Here is a 16140-nt window from a genome sequence, read left to right on the forward strand (position 1 = left end):
TAAATGATGTAAATGAAGTAGGGAAATTAAATTTGTGATTATTCGAATAATTTCTTGCTCACTCGGCTACTCGCTATGTATGAAGCGATGAATCCCAAAACAACTATGGTAAGAAATACCAAAAGAATATTCTGAAAATCAAAACGAACGGGATATGCCAAAGTATTGGTAATCATTAACAATTCAAATTTTTGCTGAATTAAGATTATCACAACACCTAGTCCTATTCCAATCATCCCTCCGATAACTGTCGCCAAGGTTCCTTGCAATAAAAATATCAACCGAATGTCTTTTATGGTGCTCCCCAAGTTGTAAAGAGTCTTAAGATTTTGTTTTTTATCTAATATCATCATGATAATTGCGCCTGCCAATGTAAAAAGCGTCATAACAATCACCAACGTAAAAATTAAGTATATCGCGGTATTTTCAGTATTGAGCATTTTATGTAAACTATCATTGAGTTGCGCTCGATTTTTTACAATTACTTGACCCGAAAAAACATCTTTTATTTTTTCAACAATAGCAGTTTCGCTTTGCAAGGAATCGATTTTAATTTCGATGGCCGAAATCTGATTCGGTTGAAACTCTAATAACTCTTGAGCCAACTGCAAATCGGAAAAAACATATTTAGAATCCAACTCATCATTGATCGAATAAATCCCTATGGGAATGAGATTGGATTTATTAAAAGCCGATTCAGGATTGGTAATTGCTCCTTTTCCTGGTCTGGGAACAAAAATTTCAAAAGTATTGTTGATATCAAATAATCCCATAGAGAGTTTATGCGAAATTCCATTTCCCACCACGACCTCAGGGGTTTGAGGCGCTAACCAATGTCCTTGAAATAAAGACTCTTGAATATGATTTACTTGAGGATAGTCCTTATCAACACCTTTAATATAAGCAACCTGCTCCTTGCCTTTATATACAAAGAGTACTTTTTCTTCTATAACTTTAGAATACTTTTTTACCCCTTCAATACTCAGAAGTTTCTTATCTTGCTCCTCTGTAAGCAACAAAGATTTTCCAAGTTTAGGCATGACTTTTAAATCCGGATCAAAATTATTAGCAAAAGACAAACTAAAATCTTTTAATCCACTAAAAACCGAAAGCACCACAAACAAAGCCATTGCTCCTACCACAATACCAAAAGACGCTATTCCTGAAATAATATTAATAGCGTTGTTCTTGCTTACGGTAAGCAAATAGCGTTTGGCTATGTATAATTGAAAATTCAATTTACGATTTCTTTCTTCTTTCTAATAAATCCGGGTTCTCAATTGGATTTTCTTTACCTGAAAGTGCATTGTCAATTTTTTCGATATAGTCTAAACTATCATCGATATAAAAAATCAAATTCGGCACTTTACGCAATTGAAGTTTTACACGTTGTGACAAATCATGTTTTATCAAAGGCGTGTTAGATCTCACCGCCTCCAAAATTTCTTCTGCTTTATTTTGTGGAAATACACTTAAAAATACTTTTGCGATAGACAAGTCAGTAGTAACACTTACCTTAGAAACCGAAATCACTAGGTTTGTAATTCCGTTTTTTCGTACTTCACCCTGCAGAATATCCACTAAATCTTTTTGTAAAACACTTCCTATTTTTTTCTGTCTATTTGTTTCCATGTGGCAAATTTACAATTTTTTACATTCATAAGTTACGAATGTTTCAGCAATTAGCTTCATTAATACTACTCTTCATTCGAAACCATCTCATAAAAAACCTTTTTAAAGACTAGAAAACACATGGATGATTTTTCATTAACTTTACCTCAAAAATTAAAAAAATGAGAAAAATTGAACATATCGGTATTGCCGTAAAAAATCTGAATGAATCTAACTTTATTTTCGAAAAATTATTCGGAGCGCCCGCTTACAAAGAAGAAACCGTCGAGAGCGAAGGTGTAAAGACCTCTTTTTTTATGAACGGTCCGAACAAAATAGAGTTATTAGAAGCTACCAATCCGGAAAGTCCTATTGCAAAATTCATTGAAAAAAAAGGTGAAGGCATCCACCATATCGCTTTTGACGTAGAAAATATCCATGACGAAATAAAAAGATTGCAAGAAGAAGGCTTTATCGTTTTAAACGAAACTCCGAAAAAAGGTGCTGATAATAAATTAGTTGCTTTTTTACACCCTAAAAGCACCAATGGAGTACTGATTGAATTATGCCAAGAAATCCCTAATTAATTTTGAAGTTGAGAAAAAATATCTTAATATTGCAACCTCAAAACTGGTCCTATAGCTCAGTTGGTTAGAGCACCTGACTCATAATCAGGTGGTCCCTGGTTCGAGCCCAGGTGGGACCACTTCAGTTTTGAAAAGCCTTTTCGTTATCGAAAAGGCTTTTTTATTTGTTATGATTTACCGAATCAGCAACCCATAACATTTGTTAAATAAAACAAAATTAAAACAGCCTATTTTAAAGAGGATTCTTATACTGTATCCAATTATTCACTTCTATAAATTTAACAATCAAACATCGATAGCTGACTGATAATCAAAAAAAATAACCATATTTTTACACTAATTAATTGGTGAAATCAAAAAAATCTGTTAATATTGCAAAGTACAAAATTTAAGAATTGTCTCAATTCAATTTGACATTCGAAAAACATTTTTTACAGTATTTAAAACATGAAAATAGCTCCAAAAAATACCATCATAATTGCACTCACTTTATTAGTGTCAATTTCGACATTTGCTGCTGGTAGCGGAGGTCCTACTCCTCCACCTCCATCTCTTGCACCACCTTTCCCTCCGGGAGTACCTATAAATGAGAATGGAATTGTATTAGTGGTGTTGGGTATACTTTACAGTTTTTTCATCTTAAAGAAGAAGACATTTAAAAAGCAAGAAAATAGCTAAACTTAAAACTAATTTTTTATTTATTAGTTAGGTTTAAAATCATAAAAAAAGAGGATATTTAGTAAATATCCTCTTTTTTATTTTTATTTCTTTTTCAAAGACGCTTCAATATTTCTCCCTATTTCATGTCCTGGTCTTGACCATCTTGGTTTTTCGCCCAATGCTTCGAATTGCGAATCACAAGCCTCTACCGTTTGGGGTTGCATCTTCTTAATAAATGATTTTTGAGGCTGCAAACCTAACATTTCAAACATCTTCATATCTTCATTCACGTCCGGATTAGGAGTCGTCAATAACTTATCTCCTGCAAAAATAGAATTTGCTCCAGCAAAAAAGCACAATGCCTGACCCTCACGAGACATATTAGTTCTACCCGCCGATAATCGAACTTGTGTTTCTGGCATTACTATACGCGTGGTTGCCACCATACGAATCATTTCCCAAATCTCTACCGGCTGTTCTTCTTCAAGAGGCGTTCCTTCAACTGATACCAAAGCATTAATAGGAACTGATTCCGGCTGCGGGTTTAGAGTAGACAAAGCAACCAACATTCCTGCCCTATCTTCGATACTTTCTCCCATACCAATAATTCCTCCACTACAAACCGTTACATTGGTCTTACGAACATTATTAATTGTCTCAATTCTATCTTCAAAACCACGAGTTGAGATAACCTCTTTATAATATTCCTCCGAAGTGTCTAAATTATGATTATAAGCATATAATCCTGCTTCTGCTAGTCTGTGTGCTTGATTTTCGGTTAACATTCCTAAGGTACAACAAACTTCCATATCCAATTTGTTAATGGTTCGAACCATTTCTAAAACTTGATCGAATTCTGGACCATCCTTTACATTTCTCCATGCTGCGCCCATACAAACTCTAGAGGAACCGGATGCTTTAGCTCTTAATGCCTGAGCTTTAACTTGCTGAACACTCATCAAATCGTTTCCTTCGATATCTGTGTGATAACGTGCTGCTTGAGGACAGTATCCGCAGTCTTCAGGACAACCACCTGTTTTTATAGATAATAACGTGGAAACTTGAACAACATTCGGGTTGTGATGTTGTCTGTGAATCGTAGCCGCTTCATATAACAAATCCATCAAAGGCTTATTGTATATCGCAATAATTTCTTCTTTAGTCCAATTGTTTCTTGTGATACTCATAACTAGATTTTTGTTCGCCAAAAGTAAGTAATTCCAGTTAAAAATCCTCACAAACAAAAAAATGTTCCCAATTGCCATGGAAACATTCTTTAAAAAGATTCTATTAATTCAAAAAACTCTTTACTTTTTATATTTCCAATATTGCATCAACTTGAAATTGACAATAACAAAAGAAGCCCTGTCTTCAAAAAGTAAATCTGAACAATACTGAGACATCACAGTATATTAATGAGCTTCACCTTCTTTAAATAAGAAATAGACAAGCAAGCGCCACACTGAAAATAACACCAACAAAAGACGTTAGGATTCCGGAAATAGTGTTATTGAATAAAACTTTTCCTTACTTTAAATATTTTATTCTAATGTTTTAAAAAAAGACACCGCTGATTGTTGGTCTAAAGTCAGTTGCCCCTTCAAAGCTTCAATAGAGTCAAACTTTCGTTCTTCACGAAGGTATTTCAAAACAGAAATCGTGATTTCTTTGTCATACAAATCCTCATTCAAATCAAAAAAATGGACTTCAATCGAAATGTTTCTTCCGTCGACAGTAGGTTTAGTACCTATATTCATCATACCTCTGACTACTTTTCCATCCCAGCTACCTTGTACAATATAAACCCCTATCTTTGGAATAATTTTTTGACTGTTATTCATTTGAATATTAGCCGTTGGAAAATCAATAGTTCTTCCTAGCTGATTGCCTTTTACAACAATTCCAGAAAAGCTATATTCATATCCAAGATACTGATTGGCCAAAGTAATTTCTCCTTCCAAAATAGCATGTCTAATTTTAGTGGAACTAATAGTGATTTCATTGATTTCTTCGGCGGAAATTTGCTCTACATCGAAATGATATTTTTTTCCGAAATAAATTAAGTCATGAATATCAGAGGCTCTATTTTTACCAAAACGATGGTCGTAACCGATGATAATTTTTTGAAGGTTAAGTTTATCAACCAAAATATTCTTTACAAACTCTTCTCCTGTGAGTTCCGACAAACTAGAATCGAAATTTAAAACCACCAAATGATCAATCCCTTGTTTTTCTAGAAGTTGAATCTTTTCTTCAGTGGTATTCAAAAGTTTTATAGAATCTGAACTATTTAGCACATTACGTGGATGTTGGGCAAAAGTAATCATAACCGTTTGTAACTGATCTACCTGTGCACTTTTTAACAGTTTACCGATGATTTTTTTATGTCCAACATGTACTCCATCAAAAGTCCCAAGCGTTACCACGCTTTTTCCTGAAGCAATAAAATCAAATATGGAATGATATACTTTCACAAAATAAAGTTTCAGCAAATGTAAACAAAATAAAATGAGGCGTTGAGCCTCATTTCTTTAATTTTTGATGAATTTAACCAATGTTGATTTTTGATCGGAAACAACCTTCAGAATATACACTCCTGTCTGCAGGGATGAAACCTCAACTGTATTTTCTACAGCATTTTGCACTAGCATTTCATTAACTTTTACACCTGAAATATTATAGATGTAGCCTTTACAATTTTTACCAAAATCTTGGTTAACAATGAAGGCCAATTGCTCATTTACCGGGTTCTTTTTCAATAATATATCTTGCCCGATCAGGATTGGTTTTATAGAGAACAGAGTACTTTCGTTACTACCGAAATTACCGCTAGAAGCAATAATTTGTTCACCACTCAATAATGTATAGTATCCTTCACCATAATCACAACAAATTCCGTCACCTTCTGTATCATTAATTTCAAACACATAGCATTCGTCTTTTGCTAATTTCCAATTGTAAGTCATCAATGCTGGTAGCTGATTCGGGCTGTCTTGATAAACCGGTGATGCATAAACCACTTCATTATTACTATTTTTTAAACTCCAACTTACTTCTGAACCATAATTATCTAATTGCAATTTCAGAGTAATATCCTGAGAAGGTACTGAATTAGCAAAACTCGGCAACGAAGCAGTTCCTGTTGAAGCATTGTTGGAAGCTCTTTCATCTGTTTGCCCATTAACTGAGACAATATTTACTGAAAAAGTTGATTGCGCGTCAATATTAATAGGAATTTTTACAATATCAGACTGATGAGTCCCTAAAGTACCACTCCAACTATATTGCTGAGTAGCTCCTCCATTGATGGAATAACTTAAAACAGCATTTGTCAACAAATTAGTTCCTCGATTGGTTATTGTTACTTTCTTATACAATTCTACAGAGGCTCCACAACTTGCTTGAATGCCATAAGCATCTTTTTCCACTTTCAATTCTGCGTCATTAGCAAACAAATTGATAGGTTGATCCTTTGTAGAAGCCTTTAGGGAAGCTCTTCTAGGAGCATTATTAATAATTGTAAGTATTCTATCTTTTTGATTTTGAGTAAAAATATTCATACATGAATCATCGGTATAATCCATATAATTTTGCACCATTTCATTTTCTAAATTATTACAACTTAGCACTGTAGGACAGCCATAATTAGCATCATGTGCTGTTGGAGTATCCGCACAATAATCGTCTCCACAAGTAGCATCACCCCAAATATGTCTTAATCCTAACCAATGCCCTACCTCATGGGTCATGGTTCTTCCTTTATCGTACGTTGTGTTACTATACAAACCAGCCGGATAAATCTCTCTTGAACCAAACGTTCCATAGTTTGCTACTACTCCATCTGTAGAAGCCAACCCTCCTGAAGGATCCAAACCTTGTAGACCAGATGCATCAGGGAATTGTGCATATCCCAACAAAGAGCTATCGCTAAAATTAACCGACCACATATTTAGATATTGACCAGGATCCCAAATTGTCTCGGGCTTCAAAATGGTTTCTATTTCGTCCATTGACCAAGATGATTTATCAAATATAACCCTATGAATACCGTTGGTTGGATTCCCTTTAGGATCAACTTGAGCCAAGGCAAACTGAATTTGAATATCTGCTCCTACTGGGCTCAAATTATATCCCGGAGTTCCTATTTTTTTTCTAAAATCGTTGTTCATCACAGTAATTTGTGAGCGCACCTGCTCATCTGTAATATTTGGAGCCACACCTAATGCTTCTCCATTATTAACAACATGAACCACAACTGGAATGGTAATAATACTTCCTGCTTCTGATCTGTTTTTTCTATAATTCTCTACGATAGGGTTTAACCATTTTTCGAATTGCTCATTCGATAATCTGTTGGGATTTTTCTGTTGAATATAATTTTCATATTCTACCGAAAAACAACGAATAACATTTGTATGATTTGGTTTTTTTGAAAAAACCTTCTGCTTTTGTTGCGCTTGAGCAAAATTTAAAAACAGTAAAACCATAACCATCAATAGACTTTGGGCACTTTTCATAACAATTTATTTGTATCAACACAAAACTATTCAATTAAATTAAATTTTATCACTGTAAAAAACGTTTTTTAAAAAAAGTTTTGTTAACTGAATCATTTTCAAAATTTTAGTTAATAAAGTTTAGATAATTTAAAAAAAATGTTAACTTGGTATTGAATTTAACCCTCCTATCTATGAAAAGAAAATTACTATTTTTTTCTTTCTGTATTTTTAGCAATTTTTACTTAAATGCTCAAACTAAAAAGTTATGGCATTTAGAAAATGTAAAAGAAACTAATATAGAAGAAAACGCCCGAGAATTAAAGATCGAAGAATACAAGGTATTCTCTTTAAATCTGAATGAATTTCAAAATCAACTCAAAAAAGCACCCTTAAAAACTGCTTTTAAAAAAAACAATGATGTAATTGTTACACTCCCTAATGCTTCAGGTGAATTAGAAGAATTCAGAATCGTAGAATCTTCTGTTTTTGAACCCGAACTACAAGCCAAATTTCCGGAAATACGATCCTACAGAGGTCAAAGTCTGAAAAATCCCGCTACTATTGCAGCATTCAGCGTTTCTCCCTACAACGGTGTAAGTGCAATAATTCGCTCGGGTGAATCAGGAAAAACTATCATTATTGACCCTACTGAAAAAGGAAACACCTCAACCTACAAAGTCTTTTACAAATCTTCCAAAAAAGCGGATGGAAAGTTTACATGTACTACGGATGATGATGCTAATAATTTAGCACAACAATTGCGACAAGGAGTGAATCTTAAAAATGCTGACGATGGTAAATTAAGAACTTTTAGGCTCGCATTATCTTGTACTGCTGAATACGCGAATTACTTTGGAGCAACCAATGCCTCACAAGTTGCCAATGTAAATGCCGCCTACAACGCAACCATGACTCGTGTAAACGGAGTGTTTGAAATGGATTTCAATGCAACTATGATCATTATTGCTAATAACAACAATGTAATTTATTACAATCCAGCAACCGATCCATACTCCGATGCAGCAAACATGACGAATTGGAACAACCAACTACAAACTACACTTACCAACGTTATTGGAGAAGCCAATTATGATGTAGGTCACTTGTTCGGAGCTACTGGAGGTGGAGGAAATGCAGGGTGTATCGGATGCGTTTGTGTTGATGGTCAAAAAGGAAGAGGATACACTTCTCCGGCGGATGGTATTCCTTCAGGAGACAATTTCGATATCGATTATGTAGCCCATGAACTTGGACATCAATTTGGCGGAAATCATACTTTCACATTCAGCAGCGAAGGTACAATTGCTCAAAAAGAGCCCGGATCAGGTTCTACTATCATGGGATATGCCGGCATTACAGGAGCTACAGATGTTCAGGCTCACAGTGACGCTTTATTTCACGCAGTAAGTATTCAACAAGTTACCGTAAACATAAAAACGAAATCATGCCCAACCATCACCAACATCAGCAATGCTACTCCAACAGCAAATGCCGGAGCCGATCTAATTCTTCCGAAAGGGACTGCTTTTAAACTTACTGGTGTTGGAACGGATGCAAATCCGGGAGATGCTTTGACTTATATTTGGGAACAATTTGACGATGGAACTCCCACTACGACATACCCAAGTACAACGAAGACCTCAGGACCTAATTTCAGAACTTTCACTGCCACAATATCACCTACAAGAAACTTCCCTCGACTAGAAGACCATCTGGCAAACGGCCTTAATGGGAACAAATGGGAACTAGTACCAAACGTAGCCCGTACGCTTAATTTTAGATTTACCGTAAGAGATAACAAACTTGGCGGAGGAAGCAACAACAGTGATGATATGACTGTTACCTTCAGTAATTCGGCAGGCCCTTTTGAAGTGACTTCACAAGCCACGACTGGAACTACCTATTTGGTTGGAGCCACAACTTCCGTAAAATGGAATGTAAACAATACCAACAACTTAAGTGGTGCAGCCAATGTCAACATTAAACTATCTATTGATGGCGGGCTAACCTACCCATACACTCTGGCCAGCAATACTTTAAATGACGGTACTGAAAACATCACCCTACCTGCCGGAGTCTCTGCCCCGTTTTGTCGTATTTTAGTAGAACCCACCGCTAATGTTTTTTATGCAATCAACACCAAAGATTTCGCTATTGGTTACACCGTTACTCAACAATGTGTTACGTACTCATCAGGAAATCTAAATGCCACGATTGTAGAGCACAACCCATTGGCCTACGATGTGTTTAATTTAAACATTCCGCAGGATGTTATCATAAAAGATGTTAATGTAATGACGGACATTTCTCATAGACCAAACCAATTATACACTAGAATTTCACACCCAGACGGAACAGCTGTAGTATTATACAATACACCAACCTCAAAAAGAGAAGGTGCAAGTGTAAAATGCGGAAATAAAACTAATCAATTATTAGCAACCTTTGATGATGCAGGAGCTGTATTTGATTGTACCATTGCTGATATAAGCACTACTACAAAAATAAAACCTTCAGGAACACTAGCTTCTTTTAATGGGAAGCATTCTAATGGAACTTGGAAATTCAGAATTGCCGATATAGACACCGTGAATCCTCCTTCAGAAAATTCAGGAACTTTAAATTCTTTTAGTATTGAAATTTGTTATCAGGAAATACAATCATTGGATGCCAAAGATTTCGAATTTGCAAATTTCTCCCTTTATCCAAATCCAAATAAAGGAAACTTTACACTGAAGTTTGATTCGGAATCGGGCAAAGACATTGAGGTGAAAATTTTTGATTTAAGAGGAAGAACAATATCAGAAAAAACTTATTCGAATAATGGTTTCTTCAACCAAGAAATTAACTTGAAAAACGTTACTTCTGGTGTTTATTTAGTTAATATAAATGATGGAATCAAAAAAACAACCAAACGAATCGTTGTGGAATAACAACAAATAAAATAATGGAATCAGAAGAGGTAAATTTCTGCCTCTTCTTTTTTACTAATATAAGGCTCATGGGATCAAATAGGGTTAAATCCAAAAAAAAAGATTATTTAAAAAAAAATGTTTTTTTTGTTAAATAATTACACTATAGTACTATTTTTGCAAGCTATCAAATTATAAACCATAATAAATTATGATGAAAAAATACTTAAAGATAAAGCTAATAACAATAAGTTTAATGGCTAGTTTTCTATCCAACGCTCAAGATCAACAATCAAAATTTATTCGTTGTTCTTCTATTGAATATGAAGAAAGTTTAAAAGCAAAGTTTCAACAAAGAAATTCAATTTCTGAATTTGAAAAATGGATTGCGCCTATTGTTGAAAAAGTGAAAGAGGGCAAAAAAAATAAAAAAAACAACCGATCTATTTCTAGAATTATTCGTATCCCTGTAGTAGTACATGTAATGCACAATGGAGATGCTTTGGGTTCCGGAGAAAATATTTCTGATGCGCAAGTAAAATCACAAATAGAAGTACTAAATCAAGATTTCAGAAAAATGATTAACACAAATGGCTATAATACAAATCCCGTTGGAGCGGATCTAGAAATTGAGTTTGTTTTAGCCAAAAGAAAACCTGATGGAACCTCTACAACAGGTATTGACAGAGTCAGCACAAAAACAGTTTCATATAACTCAATGGCTAATGTAGAAACTATGAAGTCTACCACTATTTGGGATCCAACTAAGTACCTTAATATGTGGACTATAAATATAGGAGGTAAATCTCCTTGGAATCAAACTTTAGGTTATGCTCAATTTCCCCAAGGTTCAAATCTAATTGGTGTTTATGGAGGAGATGATGCAACCACCCCTTCTCCTGCTTTGACAGACGGTTTAGTAATGCGTTATGAAGCATTTGGTTCTAGAGATATCCACCCAGGTGGAACTTATTTAGCAGGATATGATTTAGGCAGAACTGTTACTCATGAAATAGGTCACTGGTTAGGACTCAGACACATTTGGGGTGATGGAGATTGCTCTGTTGATGATTATTGCACGGACACACCTAATGCAGGACAAGCTAACTATACATGTGATCCTGTAGATTCTTGTCCTGACGGTCAAGGCAATGACATGATTGAGAATTACATGGATTACACTAATGATGCATGTATGAATATTTTTACAAATGATCAGAAAAATAGAGTTATAGCAGTAATGCACAACTCACTAAGAAGAAAAGAATTACTATCTTCACCTGCCTTAGTACCCTTAAATTTACCAACTGAAGGAAGTCTATCAATTGAAGATATAGGCCTAAATCCTTGTAGTAAATTTTTAAATACAGTTCTAAAATTAACAAATTACGGAACAAACAATATCACATCAGCACAAATCCTTTTCGACTTTGATGGTGTAGGAACACAAACATACAATTGGACAGGAAATTTAGCTCCTAATGCTTCAACAAATATAAATTTACCAAGCATGTATTTAGCTAATACGTCTCAATCTTTTTATGCTTCATTGGAAAAGGTAAATAACATTACTGATGGTTACATCACTAATAACGAAGTTGGCAAAATAGTTGACTCACCTAATGTGATTGTTGGAAACAACGTTGTTTTTAACCTTAAACCTGATCATTATGCCGATGAAATTGAGTGGAATTTAAAAGACATTAACGGAAACATCTTACAATCTAGTCCAAAATATGATATTGGTGATTCAACTTTAAAAACTTACAATTGGAATTTACCAAACGGCTGTTATACATTAACCGTTATTGATACTTATGGAGATGGATTAAATTATGACGCAAATGGCTTAGATGGTTATTACAACTTATATGATCAGAATAACAATAAAATTTTTGAAGGAGGAGGACACAAGAACCAAGTTGAACATAAATTTGCTATAAATACTCTTTCAAATAATGATTTTGAATTTGACAATTTCTCATTGTACCCAAATCCTAACAAAGGAAACTTTACGGTTAAATTTGACCCTGAAACAAATGATAAAATCAATATTGATGTGTATGACTTAAGAGGAAGACAAATCTTTGAAAGATCATACGTTAATAACGGAACATTCAATCAGGAAGTTAACCTGAATAATATTTCTTCAGGAGTTTATCTAATCACCATATCTAATGGTCAAAAGAAAACTACTAAACGTATAGTAATTGAATAATTACTGCGAAAATAAATCACAAAAAAGGGAAGTTTTGAAAAACTTCCCTTTTTTATTTTCCATTGAAGGCGGTCATGGTGTTTCCTAAACCAGCCAATGCAAAAGATTCTACAGCGTTAGCGGCTACTTCTAAGCGCTCTGGTAGTTTTACCTTTTCTGCTTCGTCCCATTCTCCTAACACATAATCGACTTGTTTTCCCTTTTTAAAATCGTCACTGATCCCAAAACGAAAACGAGGATAGTCCGTAGTATTTAAAACTGATTGAATACTCTTAAGTCCGTTATGACCTCCGTCGGAACCTTTTGGCTTTATTCGAAGAGTCCCGAAAGGAAGATTCAAATCGTCTGTAATGATTAAGATGTTTTCTTTGGCGATTTTTTCTTTTTCCATCCAATACTGAACGGCTTTACCGCTTAAATTCATGTAGGTATTTGGTTTCAGCAATAACAGTGTACGTCCTTTTACTTTCACTTCTGCCATGGTTCCCAACTTTACCGTTTCAAATTCGACACCGGCTTTTTTAGCCAAGAAATCGACTACTTTAAAACCTATATTGTGTCGGGTATTCACATATTCTGCTCCAATATTACCAAGTCCGACTATTAAAAATTTTTTCATATCTATTTTTTCGGTTACTGTTTTGGATGAAAACAGATGAGCAATCCAATGAATCATGAGGCAAAAGTAAATTAATTTAGACGGATTACAAAAAGTATGACTGATCCTATTTAGCCCTGATCGAAGCTAGCTACCGTGTAGCGCGAAGAGCAGGAATAAGGATAGCTGAACAACCCTAAACATTCGCTCCACATAATTACCAAAATGGATTACATAAAAAAAGGCGTCTCGTTGAAGACGCCTTTGGTATAAAGTTTAAAAAGATTATTTTTTCTTTTTTCCTCCTTTTTCTGCTTTTGCCGCTTCCTGAGCCGCTTTCATAGCCGCACGAGAAATTCTTACTTGACAAACCACAGTGTTGTCTGGATGTAAAAACTTGTAGTTATCAGAAGCTAACTTCGTGATGTACAGTTTGTTACCCATTTCTAAAGAAGAAATATCAGCATCGATAAAATCTGGTAAGTTAGCAGGTAAAGCTTTTACTTTTAATTTACGTTGGTTTAAACGTAAAACACCCCCTAATAATACCCCTGGAGAAGTACCTACAACTCTAACCGGAATTTCCATGGTAACTTCTTTATTATCGAATAACTGATAGAAATCGATGTGTAAAATTTTGTCCGTTACAGGGTGTACTTGGATATCTTGTAAAACCGCATTGAACGATTTTCCGTTATCCAACTCAATCACAACTGTGTGTGCGTTTGGAGTGTAAACCAAGTTTTTGAATGCTTTTTCTTCTGCTGAGAAATGCACTGGTTGATCTCCTCCGTATAATACGCAAGGAACCGCTCCAGCATTACGTAAGGCTTTCGTAGCTACTTTGCCCACGCTTTCTCTTTCTGATCCTTTGATTGTAATTGATTTCATTTAAAAAAAATATAGTTAATAATATAAACTTACATTAAAAATTTTCCACTGATGGAATTGTTGTGATGTACCATGTGCATAACTTCCGCGAATAAAGGAGCACAACTCACCACTTTAATTTTAATAGATTCTTTCTTTAACGGGATAGAATCGCTCACTATTAATTCGCTTAATTGCGAGTTTTCAATTTTTTCGTAAGCATTGCCAGATAAAATGGCATGCGTACAAATAGCTCTCACGCTCAAGGCACCTTTTTCGATCATTAAATCAGCCGCTTTGGCTAATGTTCCTCCGGTATCGATCATATCATCTACCAAGATCACATTTCTTCCTTTTACCTCTCCGATGAGTTCCATCGATTCGATGATATTGGCTGCTTTTCTTTGTTTGTAACAGATCACCACGTCCGACTCTAGAAATTTTGAATAGGCATAAGCTCTTTTCGATCCTCCCATATCTGGAGAAGCGATTGTCAAGTTTTCTAAACCTAAACTTTTTACATAAGGTAAAAAGATGGTTGACGCAAACAAATGATCCACTGGTTTTTCAAAGAAACCTTGAATCTGGTCAGCGTGCAAATCCATTGTCATAATTCGGGTGGCACCGGCACTTTCCAATAATTTTGCAACTAGTTTGGCTCCAATTGGTACTCTGGGTTTGTCTTTTCTGTCCTGACGTGCCCAACCAAAATAAGGAATTACAGCCGTAATATGTCTTGCTGAAGCTCTTTTGGCCGCATCTATCATTAGCAACAATTCCATTAAGTTATCTGAACTTGGAAACGTTGAACAAACGATAAACACTCTCAATCCGCGGATTGATTCTTCATAAGACGGCTGAAATTCACCATCACTATAGTGCGAGAACGTTACTTTCCCTAGCTCAACACCGTATTTCTCGGCAATTTTCTCAGCTAGGTAAACACTTTGCGAACAGGCAAAAATTTTTGCTTCGGGTTCTAGGTGTGGCATTAATATGTTGTTATGTAGTTAGTTATGTGTTGCGCGAATTAACGCGGTGCAAATTTAGGAATAAAATTCAAGAAGAAAAGATATTTTTGAAGTATTTTTTATGAAATTTAAAAAAAATAATTACATTTGCACTCACAATTACTATCGTATGCCCGGATGGCGGAATTGGTAGACGCGCACGACTCAAACTCGTGTACTTAGGTGTGTGGGTTCGATTCCCACTCCGGGTACTAACCTCTCAGAAATGGGAGGTTTTTTTATTTTAAAAATTCAATATTTCGCTGCAGACCTTCTAATTTTGTTCTTTTCACTGGAGAATTTTTAAATACTTTCTTGAACACTTCTTCAGTAATTTCTTCCCATTCCTTTTTGGAGAAGTTCAAAATTTCATCATTAGGATTAAAAAGTGGCTCGTTGTGCGGTTTAGAAAAACGATTCCAAGGACAAACATCCTGACAAACATCACAACCAAACATCCAGTCATCAAATTTATCATTCATTTCATTAGGTATATTCCCTTTGAGCTCGATAGTAAAATACGAAATACATTTGCTCCCATCTACCACATAAGGTTGCACTATAGCCTGTGTGGGACAAGCATCTATACAGGCGGTACAAGATCCGCAATGATCTGTAGTAGGCGCATCATATTCTAAATCTAAATCAACTATTAATTCCGCAATGAAATAAAACGAACCGACTTGCTTGGTAATTAAATTACTATTTTTTCCTATCCAACCCAAACCAGATTTGGCGGCCCAAGCTTTATCCAACACGGGAGCGGAATCAACAAAAACTCTACCCGAAACCTCTCCTATTTCTGTTTGGATAAAGGACAGCAAATCTTTTAGCTTGTCTTTAATTACAAAATGATAATCCTGCCCGTAAGCATACTTGGATATTTTATACGAATCTTCTCTCTGAATTTTGGAAGGATAATAATTGAACAACAAAGAAATCACGCTTTTTGCTCCCTCTACCAACAAAGTTGGATCTAATCTTTTATCGAAATAATTTTCCATATAAGACATTTCACCATGACTGTTATTGTTTAGCCAACGTTCTAATCGGGGTGCTTCTGTTTCTAAAAAACCGGCTTTAGCAATACCACAAGACAAAAACCCGAGACGTTGTGCCTCGGATTTAATTAATCTAGTATGGTTTTCTTTGATATTCATAGTCGATAACAAAAG

At 35.1% G+C, this 16140-nt stretch carries 13 protein-coding genes and 2 tRNA genes; 6 read left to right on the top strand and 9 right to left on the bottom strand.

Annotated features, from left to right (window positions below):
• Window positions 1-38: 38 nt before the first annotated feature.
• Both NAT50_RS01940 and rbfA read right to left on the bottom strand, forming a co-directional pair.
• Entirely contained in the window at window positions 39-1238 is a 1200-nt protein-coding gene (locus NAT50_RS01940; RefSeq protein WP_250590937.1) for an ABC transporter permease, read from the bottom strand.
• Between the two features lies 1 nt (window position 1239).
• Window positions 1240-1632 carry a 30S ribosome-binding factor RbfA gene (gene rbfA / locus NAT50_RS01945; protein ID WP_250590939.1) on the bottom strand — a complete coding sequence of 131 codons (393 nt, stop codon included), beginning with the start codon at window positions 1630-1632 and terminating at the stop codon, window positions 1240-1242.
• A gap of 161 nt (window positions 1633-1793) precedes the next feature.
• Between rbfA and mce the strand changes: the two genes are divergently transcribed.
• From mce to NAT50_RS01960, 3 genes are all read left to right on the top strand, one after another.
• Window positions 1794-2198 (top strand): methylmalonyl-CoA epimerase, encoded by a 405-nt coding sequence (gene mce / locus NAT50_RS01950; RefSeq protein ID WP_250590941.1) that lies wholly within the window; start codon window positions 1794-1796, stop codon window positions 2196-2198.
• Between the two features lie 45 nt (window positions 2199-2243).
• Window positions 2244-2317: transfer RNA gene (locus tag NAT50_RS01955), tRNA-Ile, on the top strand.
• A gap of 328 nt (window positions 2318-2645) precedes the next feature.
• Window positions 2646-2876, top strand: coding sequence for a hypothetical protein (locus tag NAT50_RS01960; RefSeq protein ID WP_250590944.1), 231 nt, complete (start codon window positions 2646-2648; stop codon window positions 2874-2876).
• An 83-nt stretch (window positions 2877-2959) separates the two neighbouring features.
• Here NAT50_RS01960 and bioB read toward each other — a convergent pair whose 3' ends face one another.
• The 3 genes from bioB to NAT50_RS01975 all read right to left on the bottom strand — a co-directional run bounded on the left by bioB (window position 2960) and on the right by NAT50_RS01975 (window position 7375).
• Window positions 2960-4045 carry a biotin synthase BioB gene (gene bioB, locus NAT50_RS01965; protein WP_250590946.1) on the bottom strand — a complete coding sequence of 362 codons (1086 nt, stop codon included), beginning with the start codon at window positions 4043-4045 and terminating at the stop codon, window positions 2960-2962.
• A gap of 354 nt (window positions 4046-4399) precedes the next feature.
• Window positions 4400-5332 carry a bifunctional riboflavin kinase/FAD synthetase gene (locus NAT50_RS01970; RefSeq protein WP_250590948.1) on the bottom strand — a complete coding sequence of 311 codons (933 nt, stop codon included), beginning with the start codon at window positions 5330-5332 and terminating at the stop codon, window positions 4400-4402.
• 57 nt (window positions 5333-5389) lie between these two features.
• Window positions 5390-7375 (bottom strand): M43 family zinc metalloprotease, encoded by a 1986-nt coding sequence (locus NAT50_RS01975; RefSeq protein WP_250590950.1) that lies wholly within the window; start codon window positions 7373-7375, stop codon window positions 5390-5392.
• Between the two features lie 173 nt (window positions 7376-7548).
• Between NAT50_RS01975 and NAT50_RS01980 the strand changes: the two genes are divergently transcribed.
• Window positions 7549-10290, top strand: a complete 2742-nt coding sequence (locus NAT50_RS01980) for a zinc-dependent metalloprotease (protein ID WP_250590952.1) — start codon at window positions 7549-7551, stop codon at window positions 10288-10290.
• 235 nt (window positions 10291-10525) lie between these two features.
• Entirely contained in the window at window positions 10526-12487 is a 1962-nt protein-coding gene (locus NAT50_RS01985; protein WP_250590954.1) for a T9SS type A sorting domain-containing protein, read from the top strand.
• A gap of 52 nt (window positions 12488-12539) precedes the next feature.
• Here the strand turns inward: NAT50_RS01985 and pth are convergent, their stop codons facing one another.
• The 3 genes from pth to NAT50_RS02000 all read right to left on the bottom strand — a co-directional run bounded on the left by pth (window position 12540) and on the right by NAT50_RS02000 (window position 14947).
• Window positions 12540-13106 (bottom strand): aminoacyl-tRNA hydrolase, encoded by a 567-nt coding sequence (pth, locus tag NAT50_RS01990; RefSeq protein ID WP_250590956.1) that lies wholly within the window; start codon window positions 13104-13106, stop codon window positions 12540-12542.
• Between the two features lie 264 nt (window positions 13107-13370).
• Complete coding sequence (locus NAT50_RS01995; protein WP_250590958.1) at window positions 13371-13976, bottom strand: 50S ribosomal protein L25/general stress protein Ctc; 606 nt, start codon at window positions 13974-13976, stop codon at window positions 13371-13373.
• A 29-nt stretch (window positions 13977-14005) separates the two neighbouring features.
• Complete coding sequence (locus NAT50_RS02000; RefSeq protein ID WP_250590960.1) at window positions 14006-14947, bottom strand: ribose-phosphate pyrophosphokinase; 942 nt, start codon at window positions 14945-14947, stop codon at window positions 14006-14008.
• A gap of 150 nt (window positions 14948-15097) precedes the next feature.
• On the opposite strand from NAT50_RS02000, the gene NAT50_RS02005 reads away from it, so the two are divergent.
• Window positions 15098-15177, top strand: a tRNA-Leu gene (locus NAT50_RS02005).
• A gap of 27 nt (window positions 15178-15204) precedes the next feature.
• Here NAT50_RS02005 and queG read toward each other — a convergent pair.
• Window positions 15205-16125 carry a tRNA epoxyqueuosine(34) reductase QueG gene (gene queG / locus NAT50_RS02010; RefSeq protein ID WP_250590962.1) on the bottom strand — a complete coding sequence of 307 codons (921 nt, stop codon included), beginning with the start codon at window positions 16123-16125 and terminating at the stop codon, window positions 15205-15207.
• Between the last annotated feature and the right edge of the window lie 15 nt (window positions 16126-16140).

This window comes from Flavobacterium luminosum (assembly GCF_023635005.1).
Lineage (GTDB): Bacteria > Bacteroidota > Bacteroidia > Flavobacteriales > Flavobacteriaceae > Flavobacterium > Flavobacterium luminosum.